Here is a 21,781-nt window from a genome sequence, read left to right as displayed (position 1 = left end):
TGACACGTAACGCTGGGAGCACTTTGCATGAATGATCGCTTGGGTCGGAATATCCCCACTTTGTTGGCTGCGTCGGTGCTGCTTGCACTGGCCGGTATGGCAACCGCGCAAGACCTGGAAAACGCGGACCAGACAAACACCGCCCAGGACACCAAGTCCGAAGCTGCGACAACCGCCAAAGCCTTGGACATGGCCACGGTCATCGTGACAGGCACGCGCATCAGCGATCGCACGCAGGCCGAGTCGCTGGTACCGATCGACGTGATTCCCAGCGACGTCTTGACCCAGTCCGGCGCCATCGACCTGGGCAGCGCGCTCGACCTCGTCGTTCCGTCGCTGAATTTCCCGCTCGCGTCCATGTCCGATACGTTTGCTTTCACGCGGCCCTTTCAGATGCGCGGCCTCAACAGCGACCAGGTGTTGGTGCTGGTGGACGGCAAGCGTTGGCACGCCAGTGCGCTGATGTTGACGCTCGGCCAGGTCGGCCAAGGCTCCCAGGGCGTGAACATCAGCACGATCCCCATTGGTGCCATCGACCACATCGAGGTGCTGCGTGATGGTGCCTCGGCACAGTACGGCTCGGATGCCCTTGCGGGCGTCATCAACATCATTCTGAAAAAGGGCCCGGAAGGCGGCCAAGTGCAAGCCAGCTACGGCAAATACTCGGCAGGCGACGGTGACCGGTCCCGGGTCCAGGCCGACATCGGCTTTGCACTTGGTGCGGATGGATGGTTGCGGCTTTCTGCGGAGGTGGGCGATCAGCAGCCCACCAACCGTGCGGGGCTGGATAACAGGCCAGGCTTTACCGAACTGGGAAAGAAGTTCCAGGTAGGCATCCCGAAATCCGAGAGCTACAACACCTTCCTCAACTGGCGCTATGATTTCACGCCGAGTGTGAGTCTGTATGGTTCCGGGCATTACGGCATGCTCATGGCCGAGCCCATGGCGTTTTACCGTTATGGCGCCAATGCACCGGAACCGAAAGATGACCTGATGCAGTATATCTTCCCGGATGGCGATGGCTTTCAACCGGTGGAACACGGCGAGTCGAGGGACAAGAGTTTCGTCACGGGGCTGCGCGGTTATACCGATAGCGGCTGGAGCTGGGATGTCAGTGCCAACTGGGGCGCCAACCGCGTGTCCTATGGCACTTTCAATACAGTCAACTTCGCCTACTGGAACGACTTTGGCTACAGCCCCACGGATATTCACGACGGCACCCTGACTTCATCACAATCCACGTTTGATGTGGCCATTGCCAAACCGCTGGGGGACAACTGGGATCTTGGCTTTGGTGTGCAGTATCTGCACCAGAGATACGAGATCGTCGAGGGTGACCTTGCCTCATGGTACGTGGGCAATTCCGGGATCACCGGTGCTGCCCAGGGTTTTGCCGGCTGGGGGCCACAGGACGCGAGCGACAACTCGAGGAATTCCATTGCCGAGTACGTGCAATTGGAAGGGAATATTACGGAGCGGCTGAGTACCTCCCTTGCGGTGCGTCATGAAGATTACTCGGATTTCGGGACCAACGTGTCCTACGCGTTATCCGGACGCTACGACTTTGACAACGGATTCGCCCTGCGCGGGACGGTTTCCACCGGGTTCCGCGCCCCGGGCCTGGGACAACAGCATGGCTCGGCAACCACCTCCGTGTCCTATCCAGAAGGCAACTCGCTGGGCCTGCCCGAGGGAATCTACCTGCGTGGACTGGTGCCGGTTAATAACGAATTGGCCGTGCTGCTTGGCAGTGAGCCTCTGAAGGCGGAAACCTCGAAGAGCTTCACCATTGGTGCGGTTTGGAACCCGATCCCTGCACTCACCACAACGGTGGATCTGTACCAGATAGACCTCGATGACCGCATCCTGATGTCGAGTTCGATGTCGCTCGTGGCCGATTCGGTCCAGGACTACCTGGCGGACAACGGTGTTTCCGACCCGCAGTTTGTTGCCCTTGCCTACTTCACCAACGCTGCGCAAATGCGCATCCGAGGTATCGGCATGGTCACCAATTACTTCACGGAACTTGCCAACGGCGGGGAATTCGAGACGACCGTCAACTGGTCGTACCACAAGAACGAGGTGACCGGCGTTCGTCCGAACCCTGCGGTACTCGAAGCGCTGGGTGATGTCGGCTTCAACCGCATCACCCGCAGTCAGACAAAAGGATTGCTCGCCGACCAGATGCCCCGCTCCAAGTTCATCTGGACCAATACCTACAAGAAGGACCACTGGGGAATCACCGGAACCGCCCTGCGCTACGGAGGCGTGACCGAATACAGTTCTACCGACGCTATCAACGACGACATATACCCGGCCAAATGGATCCTCAACACTGCCGTTGATTATTACAGTGATCGTTGGACATTCACCCTGGGCGCCGACAATATCCTCGATACCTACCCACAAAAGGCGCCCGAAGGCAGCGATTTCCACGGCATATTCCCATATCCGAGCAGCTCACCGTTCGGCTCCCAGGGAGCCTTCGTCTACGGGAAGGTCAGTTACCGCTGGTAACCAGCAGCCCTATCAAAGAGGAGTCAGACCCCGCGGGTCAGCAAGCGACGTAAGTCGCGACCTGTGGGTCGTCTGCACGGTTGGGTGGGTCGCGACTTACGTCGCTCCTACAATCAGTCGTCCAGTTCAGGATAATGACGGAAGATGCCGTTCTCGTTGAACGGCAGGCGGCGCGCGGATGCCAGATAGGCGGCGATGTTGGGCCGCTCGGCGACCGAGTCCGCCAATGCCAGCACTTTGGGCAGATCGCCTTGGAGCCGCTTCATCGCCTTGGGAAACGCGTAGCGCAATCCGGCCACCAGCTGGAACAGGGACAGGTCCACGTAGGACAGTCGCGCGCCGACCAGGTACTGCGCGCCGCCGGGGTTGTTAGCCAATACCTGTTCGAAATAGCCCAGGAACTTCGGGATGCGCTGATCGCGGAAGTCGCGCGCACGCTTGGCTGCCTCGGGTTTCTGGTTTTCGTAGTACTCGCCCGCCCCGAGCGGATGATGCACGTCGTGCGCCTCGGCCACGATGTCGGCGACTGTCAGTTCCAGCTGATGCGTCCACAACGAATCCGCCGGGTTGTCGGAGACCAGCCCCAGCGGCGGGCCGAGGAACTGCAGGATGTTGGCGACCTGCGCGATCACCACATCGCCAACCTTGAGGAACGGCGGCGCGAACGGCGGGCGCTCGGCACTGTCGTCATCCAACCCGCGCTGCACCGCTTCCACGCCGCCAGCGGCCTCGTCGTTGCCCACGTCCACGTAGTCGGCGCCCGCCTCTTCCAATGCAAGGCGCACGAACTCGCCGCGTCCCGGTATCTCCGGCCAGTAATACAGTTCGTAGCGCATCGTCTGTCTCCTGTCGGTTCTGTTCGGTTCGAATGCTAGGGCCGGAGCTTGCCGGTGAGCATGTCCCACCACATGCGCCAATCGCCCAGAAAGCTCAACAACGGATACTGGAAGGTGGCCGGCCGGTTGCGCTCGAAGATGAAATGGCCGGCCCACGCGAATGCATACGCCTGCACCAACGCCACCAGCAGCAGCCACCACACTTGGGTGACGAGCGCGGCGACCAGCAGCAACAAGGAGATGCTGGTACCGACGAAGTGCAAACCGCGCGAGACCGGATGGGAATGCTCGCTCAGGTAGAACGGGTAGAACTCCGCGAAGTTGCGGTAACGCGTCGATTTATTCATGAAAAAAGCCTCGGGGCTGCGCCCTGCGCCGGGGAGGCGCCGGCAACGCGTTGTCGAGCAGGCCGTCAAATCACTCGACGCACACTTCCCATCGCGGACGGCCAGTGCCCCAAGGCACCGAGACGATCGCCGCCGGCAGCACCACCCGCAACCGTTGCCGCAATCTCCATCACCACCACCGGATGGATCAGGATCGATGCAAGCCGGGCGGCCCGGTTCTTGACGCTCGCCACCTGGGCGCTCAGCTCAAAACATACCCGGCAAGCACCGACTGCACCTCGTAGATGCTCAGTTTCTTGGTGAAGGTCTTCTGGGTCGAAGTAGTCGCGGATGAGCTTGTAGGCGTGCTCCACCACCTCACCCGGCGCGAGCACCTGTGCGAATTCCTGCTGGATCGCAGCATTGTCGATCTTGGATGCGTTGCCGAGCAGTCCGTCAAAAAGCCCCATGGCTCCTTCTCCTGTTACCTATTGGCGCAGTCGACCTTGCGGAACTTGCGCTCACCGATGATCCACATGAGAACGCCAAACAGCGCGCCCCCGATGGACCAGACAATCGCAGAAATACAGATGAAGTTGACGCTGAGTTTGTCCCGATGCACGACGAACGTCATGACGATGAACATGATCAGTCCATAGGCCAGTACGCCGTTCACCAGCACGAACCGCAACATTCCCTTTTGCCGGGTTTCCTTCCACTTCTCGAGCTGTTCCGGTTTCATGCACCCGCCTTCAACTTTCGAACCGGACCGGCACCGGCCCGCGATGCGTCGAGCGCACAACCACGGTGCCCGCCAGCTTGTCGTGCCAGCCCTGTTTGCGCGGGTCGAACGCCACCCAGAACAGGCCTAGGCCCAGGGGAATCGACGAGACAAAGTACCCGAGGTACCGGATGACGGCCTGGCCCGTGGTCAGGGTCGCACCGGTCTTGGCGTCCACCACCCGGGCGGACACCGCCATCTTGCCGGGGGTGGCCTGCTTGTAGAGCCAGAACAGGATGACCGCCACCGCCGGCAGCACCCAGGAAATCAAGAAGTCCGCCGGGCCGGCGATGAAGGGCGCATCCGGGTCGGTGATGTAGCCCGCGCCATAGATTGCGAACAGAGCCGGCCAAGTGAGAAGCAGGAGGATGATGGTGTCGAGCAGTGAAGCGCCGACCCGGGGCCAGAACCCCACGTATTCAAGGCTGTTGTCCGTCATTGGATTCTCCAAAGGACATTGCAAAAAAATGCGACAACGAGGCCCACGCCTCCGGTCATCAATCCGGTCATTTCTATCCCCTATGTCAACCCGAAAATCCCCGTAGGAAGTAGACCACGTATGTATCTTCGACACCACGTGGGCCCGTACTAAACTAATCTGTAGCTAGATCAGGGGGGGAAGTCGAATGGCACGCCGAAAGTCCAGTCTGCTCGAAGAAATCGCATCACTGCCGTGGTACGTCGGCTGAAACAGCGCGAGCAGGTGGTGACGATCCACCCGCGCGACGGAGCGCAACGCGGGCAATTTTCTTGGCAATTCCCATCGATGTTCCCTGTAGCGAAGCAAGCTCGGCTTGAACGAATCGTTTGCGTCAAACTCGGTCCGCTGGATGGTTGACGCCGTCATTGGTTGGAACATTCGGAATTTCAAACGGGTTGACCCCCACCAGGCAACCAACGTTGTAGCCGTACTGGTCTGGGTTGGAGCGACGCTGATGATGCGTGTAGATGCCGCAATTGGCGCAGAAATAGTGCTTTGCGGTGTGTGTATTGAATTGGTAGAGCTTCAGATGCTCTGCGCCCTTGACGATGCGGATGCCGTTCAAGGGAACCGAAGCGACAACCGCGCCTTTGCGCCGGCAGATGGAACAGTCACAGCGGCGCGGATTGACGATGCCGTCTGGCAGATCGAGCTCTAACTCCACTGAACCACAGTGACAAGTTGCCCGGTGCTTGGGCTGAATCTTGACGCCGCCAACTTCTCTGACCACTGAGAGTCTCCCTTGCGAGGCCTAGCGCTTGGCCGAATTATTAGGCGTCACCGGCATTGCAACCGCACAGCCGGTGACGCATGCATAGCTATTTTGCCAAGCGTGACTCAAGCACGTTCTTCTTCCCCTCCGCTTCGGAGACGACTTCCAGGTTCGCGCCACCGACGAAGACTCCTAGCTTTATGTACTGCCTGATGAAGTAGTTGATGCCGCCGTTAACGTCGAGCGTGAGCGCGTTATCGCTGAACTCGGACTCGGTGGAGAGTACGTGCTGGCCGGGCGCGACCTGTTTGTAGAAATAAACCTTATTCGCGCTTTCACCGAGGTACTCCCCGTCCACATACACGTCCTTTTTCAGGGCTTGGCCGGCGAGGCTGTTCCTATAGATATAGAGTGCCGCCTTATCGGCTGGAGGAGCAGCAAATGTCTTGAGAGCCGCATCTTGCGTTGCAGGAGCCATCGGGACGGATGCGCACCCGGAAGCGACCAGAACTGCAACGACAGAAGCACTAAACAGCATTTTCTTGAGCATGAGAATCCCCTTGTGTGTACATGGAACAACCGTGGTTTGACGCCTACTTCTTATCCGAACTGCGTAGTGGAGGCAAAGGCATGGCAAGCTTTTCCTATGCCTTTGCCGTAACGAAACGGTTGTCGACGCTGAGCGGGTTGGTCCAGATGCGGCGCAGGCGCTCGCGGACTTCGGGCTTGCGCAGATCGGCCAGGTCGATGCGCCCGGCGCTGGTGCTCCCGTCGCCGTGGGCGGAGGTGATCGGCCGCTCGAACATGTAGTCCTGCTGGGCCGTGGCGTGCGGGGCGTCGACGCCGAGCAGGTGGACAGGTCGATCAGGAAGCTGCGAGGTCGATAGCTCGATGAAGGCATCGGCGGCGGCGTTGTCAGAAGATCGGTTATCTGCGTCGTCGGCCACTATGGGTCCCCTGCCCTGCGGTTTTGTGATGCCGTTGGCAGGATACGCGATGGAGCTGCCAGGTCGCAGGCGGATGCTATCCGCTACACCCGCCGCAACAGATGGACGGCAGTTGCCGTACCTGGTCCGAGCTCACCGGATAACCGGCGTGGTTGATCAGCGAGACCAGCTCGACCGAATCGATCGAGGTCGCCACCCTCAGCAGCTGGCCGGTCGGATCAATGTCGACCAGCGCCGAAGGATCCACCTCGCAGATCGACGCGTCAATGGCATCGGTATCCGGCACCGCGCCAACAACGCTGATATGGAATTCCATCTGGATGACCTCGCCTGCGGACATCACATTGCCCGGACACCCCCATTGTCCGCCCCGCAACCGCCCCCGCCCTGACCCCGATCAAGCCAATGCCCCCCCACACCCACGCCCACGCAAGGTGTATTAGCCAAAGGCGTAATACACCGATCCGCAACACCTTTGTTTCAGTCGCCCGCCAGCAACGCCGCATCAAGTTCCGCAGCGCGCTGGAACGCCGGCCGGGCTTTCGCGCGCTCGATGTACTGCTTGATCACCGGGCTCTCCGGCACCAGGCCAAAGCCGGTCGTCCACGACAGCGCGACCCCCCAGAGCACGTCGGCGGCGCTGAAGCGCTCGCCCAGCATCCAGGGGCCGCGCGCAAGCTGCGCTTCCACCACCGCCAACATCGAGTCGTAGTCGCGGTACGGCGACATCATCGTCGCCGCGGCTTCGCGCTTCATTGAGCGATCCACCACCGCAGGCTCGAAGCACGAGGCGTAATACACCATCCAGCGCAGGTAGCTGCCGCGCTCGGGGTCGCCAATGGCCGGTGCCAGTCCCGCCTGCGGGAAGCGCTCCGCCAGGTGCAGGTAGATCGCGACCTGCTCGGTCACCACCGTGTCGCCGTCAACCAGCGTCGGCAATTTGCCAAGCGGATTGAGCGCGAGGAACTCCGGCCGGCGCTGCTCGCCGGCCTGCAGGTTCACCAGTTCGACCCGGTAGTCGACGCCCAGCTCCTCCAGCATCACGCGGATACCGGCGGAACGGGAATGTGGATGGTGGTAGAGGGTCAATGCGGGGGTGCTGGTCATGCCGTTCTCCTGGGTTCAAAGCGCCATGCAGCGCCGGTAGCGGTCATCCACGCGGTTCGCGAACCACGCGGTGGTCAGCTCGCGGGTGATCTTGGGGCTTTGCAGTGTAATGCCGGGGATCATCGCGCGTGGCAGGGGCTTGCCGGCGCGGGCCTCGGCAAGCGCGAACACCCGCTCGAACAGCGCGGCATCCGGCTGGAACGGCCAGTGGCGTCCGGGCAACGACGGCAATCCGGCCAACTGGTGGAATGCCGATGACGTTCCGGACCCGACCTCGCCGATCGACTTCCATATCGCCGACTTCTCCAGCCGCGAGCTGGCGGGACAGGATCTGGACGTGGCCGCACCCGGCTCGTGGGTAGTGGGTCCCTACCAGTTGCAGAGCGCCAAGACCTCGTTCTTCTACCTCAGCGGCACCTCGATGGCGTCACCGCACGTCGCCGGCATCGCCGCGCTGATGCTGCAGAAGAACCCGGCGCTGGATCAGGCGGCGGTTGAGGTGATCATGGAAGCCGCGGCGATCCCGATGCCCGCCGGCTGCGCCGACCTGGCTCAACCGTCCGGCGTGGTGGTCGAAACCTGCTGGGGCGCGGACGCCACCGGCGAGGGCCTGATCACCGCCGACGCCGCGATCGGGCTGACGCCGTAACAGGACCGAAGCAACCGCCCGGCCTGGAGCCGGGCGGCTGCCGTGACCATCGGCACGCACATCGCGTAAGCGCCGCCAGTAATCTCGCTGGGCCTCTTCCAACCCAAGGTCCACGCATGTTCCGCGCCGCCCTCGTGATCGCCGGTCTTCTACTGGCGGGCCCGACCTTCGCCACTACTATCGATATCGCCGCGCCGACACCCCAGGTGCGCCATGCGTTCGACCTGCGGGTGCCGGTCGCGCCGGCACCGCTCCCGGTGGCCGGCACGCCACGGCTGGTGTACGAGTTGCACCTGACCAACTTCGCCCCGGACACACTGGCGCTGACCGGCCTGCAGGTGCTCGCGGGCGACGATGCGCGCCAGATCGCCGAGTTCGACACGGGGCAGCTCGCGCACCGCATCGGTCGACTCTCGCCCGAGGTCGACGATCCACTCCTGTTCGCGCCCGGCGCAAGCGCGGTGATCTACCTCGAGTTGCCGCTCGACGTGGCCGCGCCTCCGCGCGAACTGCTGCATCGCGTGGCGTTCGACGTCGTCGATGCACAGGGGCGCACCCCGGCGCGGATCACCGGCGCGCGCATCGCGCTGGATCGGCAGCCGCCGGCGGTGCTCGGTCCGCCGTTGCGCGGCGGCCCGTGGGTGGCGATCTTCGACGCGTCCTGGCCGCGCGGCCACCGGCGCATGGTCTATGCCGTCGATGGCACGGCGCGGATCCCCGGCCGCTACGCGATCGATTGGGTCCAGCTGGACGCGCAGGGCCGCGAATTTCCACCCGGACACGAGGATGAGGCCGCCGCGCGGCACGGCTACAGCGAGCCGGTGCTGGCGGTGGCTGACGCGGTGGTCGCCGCCGTGCGTGACGGCATCGCCGAAAGCGCCACCATCAGCGGCCGGTCGAAGAACCCGCTGGGCAAGGCCGCCGGCAACTACCTCGCGCTGGACCTGGGCGACGGCCGCCACGTGCTCTACGAGCATCTGCAACCCGGCAGCCTTCGCGTCGCCGTCGGCGACCGCGTCGAGCGCGGCCAGGTGATTGCCGCGCTCGGCTTCACCGGCGACTCGACCGGGCCGCACCTGCACCTGCACGTCGCCGACGCCGCGGCGCCGCTGGGAGCCGAAGGCCTGCCCTACGTGTTCGACCGCTACCGGCTGCTCGGCCGCTACGATTCGATCGAGGCGGTCGGCTCGCAGCCTTGGCCCGATGCCGACGATGCCCCGCCGCAATACCGGCAACGACCGGCACCCCTGAGCGTGGTCGAGTTTCCCTGACCTGCCGGCATCAACGTGCCAAGCAGCGTCGGTAGCGGCCGTCGACCCGGGTGGCGAACCACGCGGTGGTCAGCTCGCGGCTGATCTTCGGACTCTCCAGCGTGATGCCGGGGATCATCGCCCGCGCCAGCGGCTTGCCGGCGCGGGCCTCGGCCAGCGCAAACACCCGCTCGAACAACGCGCTGTCGTTGAAGTCCAACCGGTCGCCGCGCTCCAGCGCGTCGCGGATGGCGTGGTCGTCCATGCCGAGTTGGCCGGCCAGCGCGCGCACCGCGCGCTCGGTCTCGCCCGGCCGGTCCAGTGGCGCGCCCGGTAACAGCAGGTCGCCGTCCAGCGCCAGGGACTGCCCGCTCGCCAGCGCCACCGCGTTCTGGAATGCGGCGTTGCGGCTGGCGTACCAGCCGGCGTTGAAGTCGGCGAAGCGGTGCACCTTGCGCGTGTATGGCGTGGCGTAACCAAGTAAGTGGTCGATGCCGAAATACAGGCCGCCGCGGCGGGTGAAGACTTCGTCGCGGATGCTACCGCCGGTCGGGTACGGGTAGCCGTCAGCGCGCGACTCGGCGAACGGGATCGACACCTGCATCGGGCCGCCCGTCTGCACCGGGTTGTAGCCGTCGAACAACCGCTCGCCCAGCGGCACGCGGCCGGTCAGGTCTTCGTAGAGTTCGCTCAGCTGGCGTTCGGTGCGCGCCGCGCGCAGCCGCTCGTCGTAACTGCGGCCGTCCGACGAGTCCAGTTTGAGCGCGGCCGTGACCATGAACTTCGGTACATGCACCGCCGCGGCACGCCGTTCGATCTCGGCACGCGCGATCGCCGGCAGGTTGGCCACCGGCGGGTCGGCCTGGTAGCCGGATTCCTGCTCGATCACCGCCAACACCGCGCAGATGTTCTCCTCGATCGGCTCGATCTCCTGCGCCGCGAATGCCGTCTGGATGTCGGCCGCCCAGCCGGCACGGTCGTCGACCTTGGCCGGGATCCGTCGGGCGATATCGGCGCGCACCACATCGGCCGCGGGCCCGGTGGGCCGCGGCACGGTCACGCAACCGGCCAGCACCAGCAGCAATCCGAGGGTGGCACCCCAGCGCAGGCGCCTCAAAACACCGACAGCCCGGTCATGTAAGCGAAGCGGTGCAGCGCATAGCCGCCCAGCAACGAGTTGCCCTTCTCGTCCAGTCCCGGGTACCAGACGCACAGGCTCATCACGTGCGGCACCACCGCGACGATGCCGCCACCGACGCCGCTCTTGGCCGGCAGACCGACGTAGAACGCGAAGTCGCCGGCGGCGTCGTAGGTGCCGGCCGTCATCATCAACGAGTTGATCCGGGTGGACAATTGCTCGCTGACCACCCGCGTCCCCGAGATGCCGCAATGACCGCGCCGGGCCAGGTACTGCACGCTGCGCGCCAGATCCACGCAGTTCATCCGCAGCGAGCATTGCAGGAAGTAGAAGTCGAGCACGGCATCGACGTCGTTGACGATGTTGTCGTAGCTGCGGATGAAGTTGGCCGTGGCGATATTGCGGAAACCGCTCTCGCGCTCGGACCTGGCGACCACCTCGTCAGCGCCCACTTCGACGCTGCCCGAGCGTGCCCGCATGAACTCCAGAAGCGCCTGCTCGGGGTGCGCGTAATTGGACAGGATGACGTCGGCCACCACCAGCGCGCCGGCATTCATGAACGGGTTGCGCGGGATGCCCATCTCGTATTCGAGCTGGATCAACGAGTTGAACGGGTCGCCGGACGGCTCCCGGTCCACGCGGTCCCACAGCGCATCGCCGACCGCATCCAGTGCCATGGTCAACGTGTGGACCTTGGAGACGCTCTGGATCGAGAAACGCTCGCGCGCGTCACCGACCTCGTGCACGTTGCCGTCGCGGGTCACCAGCGCCATGCCGAAGCGGTCCAGCGGCACGTTGGCCAGCGCGTCGATGTAATCGGCCTGCTTGCCTTCCCCGAAACGGGCGCGGACCTCCTCATTGATGGTGCCAAGGATGTCCGGCAGGTCGAGCTCACTGAGATCGAACTGGGTCTGGATGGGTTCTGGCATGGTGGTGATTCAACTCCGGTGGCCGACCATGATGACGCCGGCGGGTGGACAGGCCAACCGCCGGCGCAACGGACTCACCGGTTTGCCGTGTTGCGGCTTACCAGATCCTGACGCGATCGGCCGGAGCGATCCACAGCGCGTCGTCCTCGGTGACATCGAACGCGGTGTACCAGGCGTCGATGTTGCGCAGCGGGGCAGCGGCACGAATCTGGCCGGGCGAGTGCGAGTCGCCGACCAGTTGCTGGCGCAGTGCGTCGTCGCGGTATTGGGTGCGCCAGACCTGCGCCCAACCCATGAACAGCCGCTGCTCGCCGGTGAAACCGTCGATCACCGGAGCTTCCTGGCCGTCCAGTGAGCGGCGGTAGGCCTCCAGCGCGATGGTCACCCCGCCCAGGTCGCCGATGTTCTCGCCCATCGACGCCTTGCCGTTGATGTGCAGGCCCGGCAGGGTCGGGAACTCGTAGGCTTCGTACTGGGCGCCAAGCCGGTCGGCCTGGACCTCGAACTTCGCCGCATCATCGGCGGTCCACCAGTCGCGCAGCAGGCCATTGCCATCGGACTTGCGGCCCTGGTCATCAAAGCCGTGAATGATCTCATGGCCGATCACCGCGCCGATGCCGCCGTAGTTCACCGCCGGGTCGGCATCGGGATCGAAGAACGGCGGCTGCAGGATGGCGGCCGGGAACACGATCTCGTTCTTCACCGACGAGTAGTAGGCGTTGACCGTCTGCGGGGTCATGCCCCACTCGCCCTTGTCGACCGGCTTGCCGATGCGCACGCGGTCGTGCTCCCACTCGAACGCAGAGGAGCGTTCGGCATTGCCGAACACATCGTCGTTGGCGACCTGCAATGCGGCGTAGTCGCGCCAGGTGTCGGGGTGGCCGATCTTCAGGCCGAAATTGGCGAGCTTCTTGTGGGCCTCGGCCTTGGTCGCCGGGCTCATCCACGCCAGTTGGTCCAGCCGCGCGCCCATCGCCGCCTTCACGTTGGCGACCAGGTCGTCCATCTTGGCCTTGGCGTCAGCTGGGAAGTACAGCTCGACATAGTCACGCCCGATCGCCTCGCCCATCGCGGATGCGGCGAAGGCAACCGCACGCTTCCAGCGCTCACGCTGCTCGGGCTGGCCGGACAGGAACTTGCTGCGGAACTCGAACTCCGCATCGACAAATGCCTTCGACAGCAGTGGCGCGGCATTGTCGGTGGTCTGGAACGCCTGCCAGGCCTTGAGGGTGTTCAGGTCGGTGTCGGCAAAGATCTGCGCGATCTTCGGGAACGCGGTGTCCTGGCGGATTACGGCACGCGCGGCATAGTCGACGCCGGCCGCCTTGAAGAACGCCCCCCATGGGAAGCCGGGTGCGGCCGCATCGATGTCGGCCAGCATCACCGGGTTGTAGGTCTTGTCGCGGTTGCGGCTCTCGGCGCGGGTCCAGTGCGCCTCGGCGATCTTCGTCTCCATTGCCATGATGGCGTCGGCGTTGGCCTGCGGTTGCTCCCAACCGGCCAGTTCCAGCATCTGCGCGATGTACTCGACGTAGCGCTCACGCTGCGGCGCGAACTTCTCATCCAGGTACATCTGCCGGTCGCCCAGGCCCAGGCCGGATTGGCTTAGGTACAGCGCGTAGGTGTCAGGGCTCTTCTGGTCGTCGGAGACGTAAGCGCCAAAGAAGCTGCCGCCAAAGCCGGCATTGCGCTGGCCCATCAGGGCGGCAATGGCGTCCTTGTCATCGGCGGCGTGGATAGCGTCCAGGTGCGGCTGCAGCGGCGCTGCGCCGAGCGCCTCGATGGCGGTCTGGTCCATGAAGCCGTGGTACAGCGCAGCGACCTTGGCCGCATCGCCGCCGGTCGCCGGGTCACCGAGCGCATAGCCCTCGACCAGCTGGTGCAGGCGCGCTTCCGACAGGTCGCGCAACGCGTAGAACGAACCCCAGCTGGAGCGGTCGGCCGGGATCTCGGTGTTCTGCGCCCAGTTGCCACTGACGTAGCTGAAGAAGTCCGCGCCCGGATCGACGCTGGGATCCATGCCGGCGGTGTCGATACCCCAAGTGCCGAAACGCTTGGCGGCGACGACCGCATCACCGCCGCCGGTGTTGTCGTTGGCCTCGAACAGGGTCTGGATGTCGCAACTGCCATCGACGCAGCGCTCCTGGGCGGCCAGTGGTGCAGACAGGCTCAGCGCGGCCGCAGTCGCGAGGCATAGCAGGGTCTTGTTCAAGGCGATCTCTCTCCGGGATAGACGATGGGCCGTAGCCGACTGGATGTTCTACAGTACCCGGTGCCCGCCGGGCAGTGCCGAACGTTGTAGCCGTCAGCACACACACCCATGGAGAAAACATGCGCACCCACCTGTTGAGTTCGGCCCTGCTCGCCGCTGTTGTCCTGGCCTTGCACGGGCCCGCGCCAGCCCAGGAACCCGTGACGACAGCTGCGCAAGCACCGGCCGAATCATTCAACGCGATGATCGACCGCCAAACGCAAGAGACCATCAACACCGATCCCGAGTTGCGCACAATGCTGGGCATCACCGGCGACGGCGTTGGCGACCTGTCCGATCAACTGGTGGACGTGTCCTTGCCCCGCCGCGCTGAGCTTCACGACAGACTTGCCCAATACCGTGCCGAGATAAAGGCGGTGGAACGCGACACCCTCGTCGGGCAGGAGCGCTTCACCCACGACATGACCATCTGGTTCTACGACCGGCAGTTGGAGTTGATGTCGCCCGACTGGGCGCCGGCCTGGCTGCCGCTGGGAAGCGTGTACGCGGTCGACCAGTTGTTCAGCAGTGCGGTGCAGTTGCCGGACTTCATGGACACCCACCATGTAGTTGTCGACGAGACCGACGCGCGCAACTACATCGCACGACTGGGGGCGATCGCGACCAAGCTCGATCAGATCGGCCAGAACCTCGACATGCAGGCCGGCCAGGGCATGGTGCCGCCGGCGGTCGCGCTGGAAGGTGCGGCTGAGCAGTTCCGCGGACTGCTGGAGCCCGAACCCGAACAGAGCCCGTTCGTGCTGTCTCTGGAACGCAAGCTGGACGCCCTGCCCGAGATGTCACCGGCGTTGCGCCAGACGCTGCTGGATGACGCCACCCGCGCCGTGGCCGAGCGCACCAATCCCGGCTACCGACGTCTGCTCGGCAAGTTGCAAGCGGCGCTGGCCACGGACCCCGGCAACAACGGCATCTGGTCCGTGCCCGGTGGGGACGCGTACTACAACGCCGCGCTGCGCTGGAACACCAGCACCGACCTGGACGCCGACGAGATCCACCGCATCGGCGTGGCCGAGGTCGCCCGCATCGAGCGCGAGATGGATGCGTTGCTGACCTCGCAGGGCTACGCCGACGGCACCGTGGCCGAAAGAATCAAGACCCTGGCTGATGTGCCCGCGCTCAATTACGAAGACTCCGATGCCGGACGCACCGAACTGCTGGCCGACATCGATCGCATCCTGGCAGCCATCGAACCGCAGGTACCCGAGTATTTCAGCCGAGTGCCCACCCAGGCGCTCGAAGTCAAGCGAGTGCCGGAACACGCCGAGCAGAGCGCTCCTGGCGGTTACTACTACCCGCCAGCGCTGGATGGCTCGCGGCCAGGCACCTTCTACATCAACCTGGCCGACATCAACGCCAACACCCGCTGGAATCTACCGACGCTGGTCTACCACGAGGGCTCGCCCGGGCATCACTTCCAGATTTCACTCGGCCAGACCATCGAAGGCCTGCCTTTCCTGCGTCGCAACCTCAACCCCAGCGCCTATACCGAGGGGTGGGCCTTGTACGCGGAGCAACTGGTCGACGAGATGGGCGTCTACGACGACAACCCGATGGGCAACCTCGGCCGCCTGCAGGCCGAGATGTTCCGCGCCGTGCGCCTGGTGGTGGACACAGGCCTGCATCGCAAGCGCTGGAGCATGGAGCAGGCGATGGACTACATGGCCGCCAATACCGGCATGACCCCCAGCGAGGTGCGGATCGAGATCAGCCGCTACCTGGTCCAACCCGGTCAGGCGACGTCCTACAAAATCGGCCATATGAAGCTGGTGCAGATCCGCGAGCGCGCCCGCAAACGCCTGGGTGAGGAATTCGACATCCGCGCCTTCCATGACGTGGTGCTCGGCAATGGCGCCCTGCCGCTGATGGTGCTGGAGAAGGTGGTCGAGGAGTGGGCCGCCTTACCCGCGGAAGGTCTGCAGGTGCACGCCGGCCTCGCTGGCGCTGATGCCGGGGATCTTGCGGATGCGCCGACGACCACACCGTCGCCCTCAAGCTCCATCCCCATGCTCAACGAGGAGTCTTCATGACCACCCTGCTCACCACCCACGATGTCGCCAGGATTGTCGCCACCCACGGCCTGCCGACGATGCTCGGTCGCATGGTCGAGTACATCGAAGCCGACTTCGGCCGCTGGAACGACTTTGACAAGACCGCCCGCACGGCTGCCCACTCCGATGTCGGCGTGATCGAGTTGATGCCGGTCGCCGACGACAAGGAATACAGCTTCAAGTACGTCAACGGACACCCGGGCAACTACCGGCACGGCCTGTCGACGGTGATGGCGTTCGGCGCCCTGGCCGATGTCGACACCGGCATGCCGACCGTGCTCAGCGAGCTGACCCTGACCACCGCGATCCGCACCGCCGCGACCTCGGTGATGGCCGCCAAGCGGCTGGCCCGCAAGAACTCGAAGGTGATGGCGCTGATCGGCAACGGTGCCCAGAGCGAGTTCCAGGCGCTGGCCTTCCACCACTTGCTGGGTATCGAGGAAGTGCGTCTGTTCGATGTCGACCCGGGCGCCATCGACAAGCTCGCCGCCAACCTCGCCAGCGCCGCACCCGGCCTGCGTGTGGTCCGCAGCGCCAGTACCGCCGAGGCCGTGCGCGGCGCCGATATCGTCACCACCGTCACCGCCGACAAGAAGAACGCCACCATCCTGAGCGCGGCGATGATCGAGCCGGGCATGCACGTGAACGCCGTCGGCGGCGACTGCCCGGGCAAGACCGAGCTGGACCCGCAGATCCTGTTGCGCGACGACGCCCGCACCTATGTGGAGTTCGAGCCGCAAAGCCGCATCGAAGGCGAGCTGCAGCACATGACCGAGGACTTCCGCGTCACCGAGTTCTGGCGCGTGGTCGGAGGCGAAGCCGATGGCCGCACCAGCGACGCCGATGTCACCATCTTCGACTCGGTCGGCTTCGCGCTGGAAGATTACGCCTCCTTGCGCCTCATGCGCGATTGCGCCGTCGAGCTGGAGCTGGGCCGCAAGATCGACCTGGTGCCGGTGATGGAAGACCCGAAGGACCTGTTCGGCCATCTGGTGGGAACGGCGCTGGCGCAGGAAGCTAAAGCGGCCTGACAAACCGCCGCAAACCTTGCGGCGTTATTACCTTACGAAACATCAGTCCGCGGACGCGTAGACACGCGCGTCCGCGGATGGCTTTGCCGGGTAATCAGGCAGCCGAAGCTACATGCCCGTTGTTCAACTCTTCCTCGGTCGCTTCCCTCACTTCGACCACATCGACCGCGAAGTGCAACTGCTGGCCGGCGAGCGGGTGATTGCCGTCGACGACCACTTCCTCAGGCTCCACCTTGGTCACGGTCACCAGCAGCGGGCCTTTCTCGGTACGTGCCTCGAACTGCATGCCGGGCTGCACCGACTCCACACCTTCAAACGCACTGCGCGGCACGGTCTGGATCAGCCCCTCGTGGCGCGGACCATACGCCTCTTCGGGCGCGACATCGGCGGTGAGGCTGTCACCGGTCTTCTTGCCGAGCAAGGCCTTTTCCAGGCCCGGGACAATATTGCCGGCACCATGCAAATAGGCCAAAGGCGCATCCGTGGCGGATTTGTCGATCACCTCGCCAGCGTCATTGGTCAGGGTGTAATGAAAAGCGGCAACGCGTCGTTCTTCGATCTCCATGGGAAACCTCTCTTGGGGATAGTCAGGGGGTGTGCCGGTCGATTCACGGCGAGAGTGGGTGCTACCCCACCAGCGTAGAAAAGATGCACCGCAAGTGCAACCCGTCTACCGCGCCCCGGCGACCATCCAGTGAGAAAAACGCGTTTAATCCGTTTGTTATCCGGCCTCGAAGTCACCTGGCACCCGTACCGAGCCCTCCATCAGCACGCGTGCGCTGCGGCTCATTATCGCCTTGGTCACCTGCCACTGCTGTCCGTCCACCTGGACCGCTTCGGCGCCGACCCGCAACGTACCGGACGGATGCCCGAACGTCACCGAACTGCGTGCGCCACCACCCCCGGCGAGATTCACCAGCGTCCCGGAAATGGCGGCCGCGGTACCGATAGCCACCGCCGCGGTGCCCATCATCGCGTGGTGCAACTTGCCCATCGACAGCGCCCGCACGTTGAGGTCGATGTCACCTGCCAAAATCGTCTTGCCGCTGGAAGCGGTGTAGTCCGCAGCCGGCGCAACGAAGGCCACCTTGGGCGTGTGCTGCCGCTGCGCTGCTTCGTCGACGTGCGTGATCAAGCCCATCTTCACCGCACCGTGGGCGCGGATGGTCTCGAACATCGCCAATGCTTTTGCATCGCCGTTGATCGCGTCCTGCAACTCGGTGCCGGTGTAACCAATGGCGTCCGCGTTGACGAAGATCGTCGGGATCCCGGCATTGATCATCGTCACCGTGAGCATGCCGACGCCGGACACATCCAGCTCGTCGACAACGTTGCCGGTGGGAAACATCGCACCTTCGCCATCGGCCGGATCCATGAATTCCACCTGCACTTCCGCCGCCGGGAAGGTCACGCCGTCGAGCTCGAAATCACCGGTCTCCTGCACTTCGCCCGCGGTGATCGGCACATGGGCGACGATGGTCTTGCCGATGTTGGCCTGCCATATCCGCACCATGCAGATGCCGTCAGTCGGAATGCGCGCGGCATCCACCAGCCCATTGCTGATCGCGAACGACCCGACCGCAGCGGTGAGGTTGCCGCAATTACCACTCCAGTCCACGAATGCCTTGTCGATCGCGACCTGGCCAAACAGGTAATCGACGTCGTGTTCCGGCCGCGCGCTGGCGCTGACGATCACCGTTTTGCTGGTGCTGGACGTCGCCCCGCCCATGCCGTCGGTCTGCTTGCCATACGGATCGGGACTGCCGATCACGCGTAGCAACAGCGCATCGCGCGCCGGACCCGGCACGCGCGCGACTTCGGGCAGGTCTTCAAGGCGGAAGAACACGCCCTTGCTGGTGCCACCGCGCATGTAGGTGGCGGGGATTCGTATCTGAGGTGCGTGCGCCATGTCCGCTTCTCCTCAAGCCACTTGGGTAGTGGATGCGAGGAAGTCCTGCGCAAACCGCTGCAGCACGCCACCGGCCTCATAGATCAGCAACTCCTCGTCGCTGTCCAGACGACAGATGACCGGCACTTCCACGCGCTCGCCATCGCGACGGTGAATGACGAGGATCATCTCTGCGCCCGGTGTGGGTTCGCCCGTCACGTCGAAGGTTTCGCTGCCGTCGATGGCCAGCGTATTGCGGTCGGTGCCGGGCTTGAACTGCAGCGGCAATACGCCCATGCCGACCAGATTGGTGCGGTGGATGCGCTCGAAGCCCTCGGCCGCGATCGCTTCCACACCGGCCAGACGCACGCCCTTGGCGGCCCAGTCGCGCGAGCTGCCCTGGCCGTAGTCCGCTCCGGCAATGATGATCAGCGGCTGCTTGCGTTCCATGTAGGTTTCGATCGCTTCCCACATGCGGGTGACCTGGCCTTCCGGCTCGATCCTCGCCAGCGAGCCCTGGCGCACCGAGCCGTCCTCGTTGCGCACCATTTCGTTGAACACCTTCGGGTTGGCGAACGTCGCGCGCTGGGCGGTCAGGTGGTCGCCGCGGTGGGTGGCGTAGGAGTTGTAGTCCTCTTCCGGCACGCCCATTTTCGTCAGGTACTCACCGGCCGCACTGCTCGCCATGATCGCGTTGGACGGCGACAGGTGGTCGGTGGTGATGTTGTCGCCCAGCACCGCCAGCGCGCGCATGCCGGTCATCGTGCGGGCGCCGGCCAGTGCGCCTTCCCAATACGGCGGGCGGCGGATGTAGGTGCTCATCGGACGCCAGTCGTACAACGGATCGACCTTCGGCCCACCCATGCCGCTGCGGGCGAACATCGGATCGTAGACCTGGCGGAACTGCTCGGGCTTGACGCTCGCGGCGACGATGGCGTCGATCTCCGCGTCATCCGGCCACAGGTCCTTCAGCGTGACCGCGTTGCCCTCCTTGTCGATACCCAGCACGTCCTTCTCGATATCGAAACGGATGGTTCCGGCGATGGCGTAGGCGACGACCAGCGGCGGCGAGGCGAGGAACGCCTGCTTGGCATACGGATGGATGCGGCCGTCGAAGTTGCGGTTGCCTGACAACACAGCGGTGGCGTACAGGTCGCGCTCGACCACTTCCTTTTGGATCGCCGGATCCAGTGCGCCGCTCATGCCGTTGCAGGTGGTGCAGGCGAAACCGACAATGCCGAAGCCAAGCTGCTCCAGCTCCGGCAGCAGTTTGGAATCTTCCAGATACAGCTGCACCGCCTTGGAGCCCGGCGCGAGCGATGTTTTCACCCACGGCTTGCGGGTCAATCCGCGCGCGTTGGCGTTGCGCGCCAACAGGCCCGCTGCGACCACGTTGCGCGGGTTGCTGGTGTTGGTGCAGCTGGTGATGGCGGCGATGATCACCGCGCCGTCGGGCAACAGGCCCTCGGCTTCCTGCGCGCGGGCACTGTCCAGATTGCCGGCGATGCCGCGCGCGGCGAGATCGGAGGTCGGCAGACGGGCATGCGGGTTGGACGGCCCGGCCATGGTGCGCACCACGGCGGACAGATCGAACGTGAGCACGCGCTCGTACTGGGCGCTGGTCAGCGCATCCGCCCACAGACCGGTGTGCTTGGCGTAGGTCTCGACCAGCTTGACCTGCTCGTCCGCGCGGCCCGTGAGTTTCAAATAATCGATGGTCTGCTGGTCAATATGGAACATCGCCGCGGTGGCGCCGAACTCCGGCGTCATGTTGGATATGGTCGCGCGGTCGCCCAGGGTCAGCGCCGATGCGCCTTCGCCGTAGAACTCCAGATAGGCACCGACCACGCGCGCCTTGCGCAGGAACTCGGTCAGCGCCAGCACGATGTCGGTAGCGGTGATGCCCGGCTGCGGCTTGCCGCTCAGCTCCACGCCGATGATGTCCGGCAGGCGCATCCACGACGCGCGGCCGAGCATCACGCTCTCGGCCTCCAGCCCGCCGACGCCAATCGCGATCACGCCCAATGCGTTCACATGCGGGGTGTGGCTGTCGGTGCCGACCAGCGTGTCCGGGGAGGCCACACCATCAATGGCCTGGATCACCGGCGACATCCGCTCCAGATTGATCTGATGCATGATCCCGTTGCCCGGCGGGATCACGTCAATGTTCTTGAACGCCTTCTTGGTCCAGTTGATGAAGTGGAAGCGGTCCTCGTTGCGCCGATCCTCGATGGCGCGGTTCTTCGCGAACGCCTGGCGGTCGAAACCGGCGTGTTCCACCGCCAACGAGTGATCGACGATCAACTGCGTCGGCACCACCGGATTGACCAGCGCGGGGTCGCCGCCCTGCTCCGCGATCGCGTCACGCAGGCCCGCCAGATCCACCAGCGCCGTCTGGCCGAGGATGTCGTGACAGACCACCCGGGACGGAAACCACGGAAAGTCCAGGTCGCGCTTGCGCTCGATCAACTGCGACAGCGACGCGTCCAACGTGGCCGGATCGCAGCGCCGCACCAGGTTCTCGGCAAACACGCGCGAGGTATACGGCAGCGTGTCGTACGCACCCGGCTGAAGTGCATCCACGGCGGCGCGCGTATCGAAATAATCCAGGGACGTGCCCGGCAGGGGCTTGCGATGGGCGGTATTCATGGCGGGCAAAAGTAGGCTCCTTGGCGGGCGATCGGTGACGGTTGCAAAACGCCTGATCGGACCCGCCATTGTAATGGTGGCCGTGGGCTTCTTGTTTCAGGGCACTGAAGCGAAAACTCGAATAATGTAATTTTAGCCGAACTTAGGCGCATTTAACGGCTTGTTCACGACATTTGTCGTAATATCCGCATTCCTTCCACCCCTGTAGCCCTGTATTGGG

The 21,781-nt window shown here is 64.2% G+C and carries 21 protein-coding genes and 1 pseudogene; 5 read left to right on the top strand and 17 right to left on the bottom strand.

The features are described from left to right. The first annotated feature begins 27 nt into the window (after positions 1-27). On the top strand, positions 28-2,517 hold the full coding sequence (locus ACW7G1_RS07755) for a TonB-dependent receptor plug domain-containing protein (protein ID WP_456979185.1): 2,490 nt from the start codon (positions 28-30) through the stop codon (positions 2,515-2,517). A 113-nt stretch (positions 2,518-2,630) separates the two neighbouring features. On the opposite strand, the gene ACW7G1_RS07750 is transcribed toward ACW7G1_RS07755, so the two are convergent. The 11 genes and pseudogenes from ACW7G1_RS07750 to ACW7G1_RS07700 all read right to left on the bottom strand — a co-directional run. Continuing rightward, on the bottom strand, positions 2,631-3,353 hold the full coding sequence (locus ACW7G1_RS07750) for a glutathione S-transferase (RefSeq protein WP_456979184.1): 723 nt from the start codon (positions 3,351-3,353) through the stop codon (positions 2,631-2,633). Positions 3,354-3,388: 35 nt separating this feature from the next. After that, positions 3,389-3,700, bottom strand: coding sequence for an Mpo1-like protein (locus tag ACW7G1_RS07745; protein WP_456979183.1), 312 nt, complete (start codon positions 3,698-3,700; stop codon positions 3,389-3,391). A gap of 65 nt (positions 3,701-3,765) precedes the next feature. Further along, a complete protein-coding gene (locus ACW7G1_RS07740; RefSeq protein ID WP_456979182.1) occupies positions 3,766-4,149 on the bottom strand; it encodes a PH domain-containing protein in 384 nt (127 codons plus the stop codon). Between the two features lie 14 nt (positions 4,150-4,163). Next, complete coding sequence (locus tag ACW7G1_RS07735; RefSeq protein WP_456979181.1) at positions 4,164-4,421, bottom strand: hypothetical protein; 258 nt, start codon at positions 4,419-4,421, stop codon at positions 4,164-4,166. Positions 4,422-4,431: 10 nt separating this feature from the next. Further along, positions 4,432-4,899 carry an RDD family protein gene (locus ACW7G1_RS07730; protein ID WP_456979180.1) on the bottom strand — a complete coding sequence of 156 codons (468 nt, stop codon included), beginning with the start codon at positions 4,897-4,899 and terminating at the stop codon, positions 4,432-4,434. 373 nt (positions 4,900-5,272) lie between these two features. Continuing rightward, positions 5,273-5,671, bottom strand: a complete 399-nt coding sequence (locus ACW7G1_RS07725) for a GFA family protein (RefSeq protein ID WP_456979179.1) — start codon at positions 5,669-5,671, stop codon at positions 5,273-5,275. Between the two features lie 88 nt (positions 5,672-5,759). Beyond that, positions 5,760-6,203 (bottom strand): DUF2846 domain-containing protein, encoded by a 444-nt coding sequence (locus ACW7G1_RS07720; RefSeq protein ID WP_456979178.1) that lies wholly within the window; start codon positions 6,201-6,203, stop codon positions 5,760-5,762. A gap of 94 nt (positions 6,204-6,297) precedes the next feature. Next, positions 6,298-6,600, bottom strand: a complete 303-nt coding sequence (locus tag ACW7G1_RS07715) for a hypothetical protein (RefSeq protein WP_456979177.1) — start codon at positions 6,598-6,600, stop codon at positions 6,298-6,300. Positions 6,601-6,676: 76 nt separating this feature from the next. Beyond that, a complete protein-coding gene (locus tag ACW7G1_RS07710) occupies positions 6,677-6,916 on the bottom strand; it encodes a hypothetical protein (protein WP_456979176.1) in 240 nt (79 codons plus the stop codon). A gap of 164 nt (positions 6,917-7,080) precedes the next feature. Continuing rightward, on the bottom strand, positions 7,081-7,707 hold the full coding sequence (locus ACW7G1_RS07705) for a glutathione S-transferase family protein (protein ID WP_456979175.1): 627 nt from the start codon (positions 7,705-7,707) through the stop codon (positions 7,081-7,083). A gap of 15 nt (positions 7,708-7,722) precedes the next feature. Next, a pseudogene (locus ACW7G1_RS07700) lies at positions 7,723-7,890 on the bottom strand (DUF1615 family protein); the annotation flags it as partial. Between ACW7G1_RS07700 and ACW7G1_RS07695 the strand changes: the two are divergent. Further along, positions 7,817-8,356, top strand: coding sequence for a S8 family serine peptidase (locus tag ACW7G1_RS07695; protein WP_456979174.1), 540 nt, complete (start codon positions 7,817-7,819; stop codon positions 8,354-8,356). The pseudogene ACW7G1_RS07700 and the gene ACW7G1_RS07695 overlap by 74 nt on opposite strands. 134 nt (positions 8,357-8,490) lie before the next feature. Next, the gene (locus ACW7G1_RS07690; RefSeq protein WP_456979173.1) at positions 8,491-9,627 is read left to right on the top strand and encodes a peptidoglycan DD-metalloendopeptidase family protein; all 1,137 of its coding nucleotides are present in this window, start codon (positions 8,491-8,493) and stop codon (positions 9,625-9,627) included. Positions 9,628-9,637: 10 nt separating this feature from the next. Here ACW7G1_RS07690 and ACW7G1_RS07685 read toward each other — a convergent pair whose 3' ends face one another. The 3 genes from ACW7G1_RS07685 to ACW7G1_RS07675 all read right to left on the bottom strand — a co-directional run bounded on the left by ACW7G1_RS07685 (position 9,638) and on the right by ACW7G1_RS07675 (position 13,885). Beyond that, positions 9,638-10,723: a DUF1615 domain-containing protein gene (locus tag ACW7G1_RS07685; protein ID WP_456979172.1), complete on the bottom strand. Its 1,086-nt coding sequence runs from the start codon at positions 10,721-10,723 to the stop codon at positions 9,638-9,640. Further along, positions 10,720-11,673, bottom strand: coding sequence for a glutaminase (locus tag ACW7G1_RS07680; protein WP_456979171.1), 954 nt, complete (start codon positions 11,671-11,673; stop codon positions 10,720-10,722). Before ACW7G1_RS07680 ends, ACW7G1_RS07685 begins: the two co-directional genes overlap by 4 nt. Before the next feature lie 97 nt (positions 11,674-11,770). Continuing rightward, complete coding sequence (locus ACW7G1_RS07675; protein ID WP_456979170.1) at positions 11,771-13,885, bottom strand: M13 family metallopeptidase; 2,115 nt, start codon at positions 13,883-13,885, stop codon at positions 11,771-11,773. Positions 13,886-14,004: 119 nt separating this feature from the next. Between ACW7G1_RS07675 and ACW7G1_RS07670 the strand changes: the two genes are divergently transcribed. Next, positions 14,005-15,972, top strand: coding sequence for a DUF885 domain-containing protein (locus ACW7G1_RS07670; RefSeq protein WP_456979169.1), 1,968 nt, complete (start codon positions 14,005-14,007; stop codon positions 15,970-15,972). Next, complete coding sequence (locus ACW7G1_RS07665; RefSeq protein ID WP_456979168.1) at positions 15,969-17,024, top strand: ornithine cyclodeaminase; 1,056 nt, start codon at positions 15,969-15,971, stop codon at positions 17,022-17,024. Before ACW7G1_RS07670 ends, ACW7G1_RS07665 begins: the two co-directional genes overlap by 4 nt. 94 nt (positions 17,025-17,118) lie before the next feature. On the opposite strand, the gene ACW7G1_RS07660 is transcribed toward ACW7G1_RS07665, so the two are convergent. From ACW7G1_RS07660 to acnD, 3 genes are all read right to left on the bottom strand, one after another. Next, entirely contained in the window at positions 17,119-17,589 is a 471-nt protein-coding gene (locus ACW7G1_RS07660) for an FKBP-type peptidyl-prolyl cis-trans isomerase (protein ID WP_456979167.1), read from the bottom strand. Between the two features lie 156 nt (positions 17,590-17,745). Next, the gene (gene prpF, locus ACW7G1_RS07655; RefSeq protein ID WP_456979166.1) at positions 17,746-18,933 is read right to left on the bottom strand and encodes a 2-methylaconitate cis-trans isomerase PrpF; all 1,188 of its coding nucleotides are present in this window, start codon (positions 18,931-18,933) and stop codon (positions 17,746-17,748) included. A gap of 12 nt (positions 18,934-18,945) precedes the next feature. Continuing rightward, entirely contained in the window at positions 18,946-21,561 is a 2,616-nt protein-coding gene (gene acnD / locus ACW7G1_RS07650) for a Fe/S-dependent 2-methylisocitrate dehydratase AcnD (RefSeq protein WP_456979165.1), read from the bottom strand. Between the last annotated feature and the right edge of the window lie 220 nt (positions 21,562-21,781).

Source organism: Lysobacter sp. A378, assembly GCF_054052125.1.
The sequence above is the reverse complement of the archived record's forward strand: the minus strand, read 5'-3'. Positions and strand labels throughout refer to the sequence as shown.

Excerpts from the sequence above, each read along its gene's own strand:
- ACW7G1_RS07755 (WP_456979185.1), top strand. The coding sequence starts at position 28 with ATGAATGATCGCTTGGGTCGGAATATCCCCACTTTGTTGGCTGCGTCG.
- ACW7G1_RS07750 (WP_456979184.1), bottom strand. The coding sequence starts at position 3,353 with ATGCGCTACGAACTGTATTACTGGCCGGAGATACCGGGACGCGGCGAG.
- ACW7G1_RS07745 (WP_456979183.1), bottom strand. The coding sequence starts at position 3,700 with ATGAATAAATCGACGCGTTACCGCAACTTCGCGGAGTTCTACCCGTTC.
- ACW7G1_RS07740 (WP_456979182.1), bottom strand. The coding sequence starts at position 4,149 with ATGGGGCTTTTTGACGGACTGCTCGGCAACGCATCCAAGATCGACAAT.
- ACW7G1_RS07735 (WP_456979181.1), bottom strand. The coding sequence starts at position 4,421 with ATGAAACCGGAACAGCTCGAGAAGTGGAAGGAAACCCGGCAAAAGGGA.
- ACW7G1_RS07730 (WP_456979180.1), bottom strand. The coding sequence starts at position 4,899 with ATGACGGACAACAGCCTTGAATACGTGGGGTTCTGGCCCCGGGTCGGC.
- ACW7G1_RS07720 (WP_456979178.1), bottom strand. The coding sequence starts at position 6,203 with ATGCTCAAGAAAATGCTGTTTAGTGCTTCTGTCGTTGCAGTTCTGGTC.
- ACW7G1_RS07710 (WP_456979176.1), bottom strand. The coding sequence starts at position 6,916 with ATGGAATTCCATATCAGCGTTGTTGGCGCGGTGCCGGATACCGATGCC.
- ACW7G1_RS07705 (WP_456979175.1), bottom strand. The coding sequence starts at position 7,707 with ATGACCAGCACCCCCGCATTGACCCTCTACCACCATCCACATTCCCGT.
- ACW7G1_RS07695 (WP_456979174.1), top strand. The coding sequence starts at position 7,817 with ATGCCGGGGATCATCGCGCGTGGCAGGGGCTTGCCGGCGCGGGCCTCG.
- ACW7G1_RS07680 (WP_456979171.1), bottom strand. The coding sequence starts at position 11,673 with ATGCCAGAACCCATCCAGACCCAGTTCGATCTCAGTGAGCTCGACCTG.
- ACW7G1_RS07670 (WP_456979169.1), top strand. The coding sequence starts at position 14,005 with ATGCGCACCCACCTGTTGAGTTCGGCCCTGCTCGCCGCTGTTGTCCTG.
- ACW7G1_RS07665 (WP_456979168.1), top strand. The coding sequence starts at position 15,969 with ATGACCACCCTGCTCACCACCCACGATGTCGCCAGGATTGTCGCCACC.
- ACW7G1_RS07660 (WP_456979167.1), bottom strand. The coding sequence starts at position 17,589 with ATGGAGATCGAAGAACGACGCGTTGCCGCTTTTCATTACACCCTGACC.
- prpF (WP_456979166.1), bottom strand. The coding sequence starts at position 18,933 with ATGGCGCACGCACCTCAGATACGAATCCCCGCCACCTACATGCGCGGT.
- acnD (WP_456979165.1), bottom strand. The coding sequence starts at position 21,561 with ATGAATACCGCCCATCGCAAGCCCCTGCCGGGCACGTCCCTGGATTAT.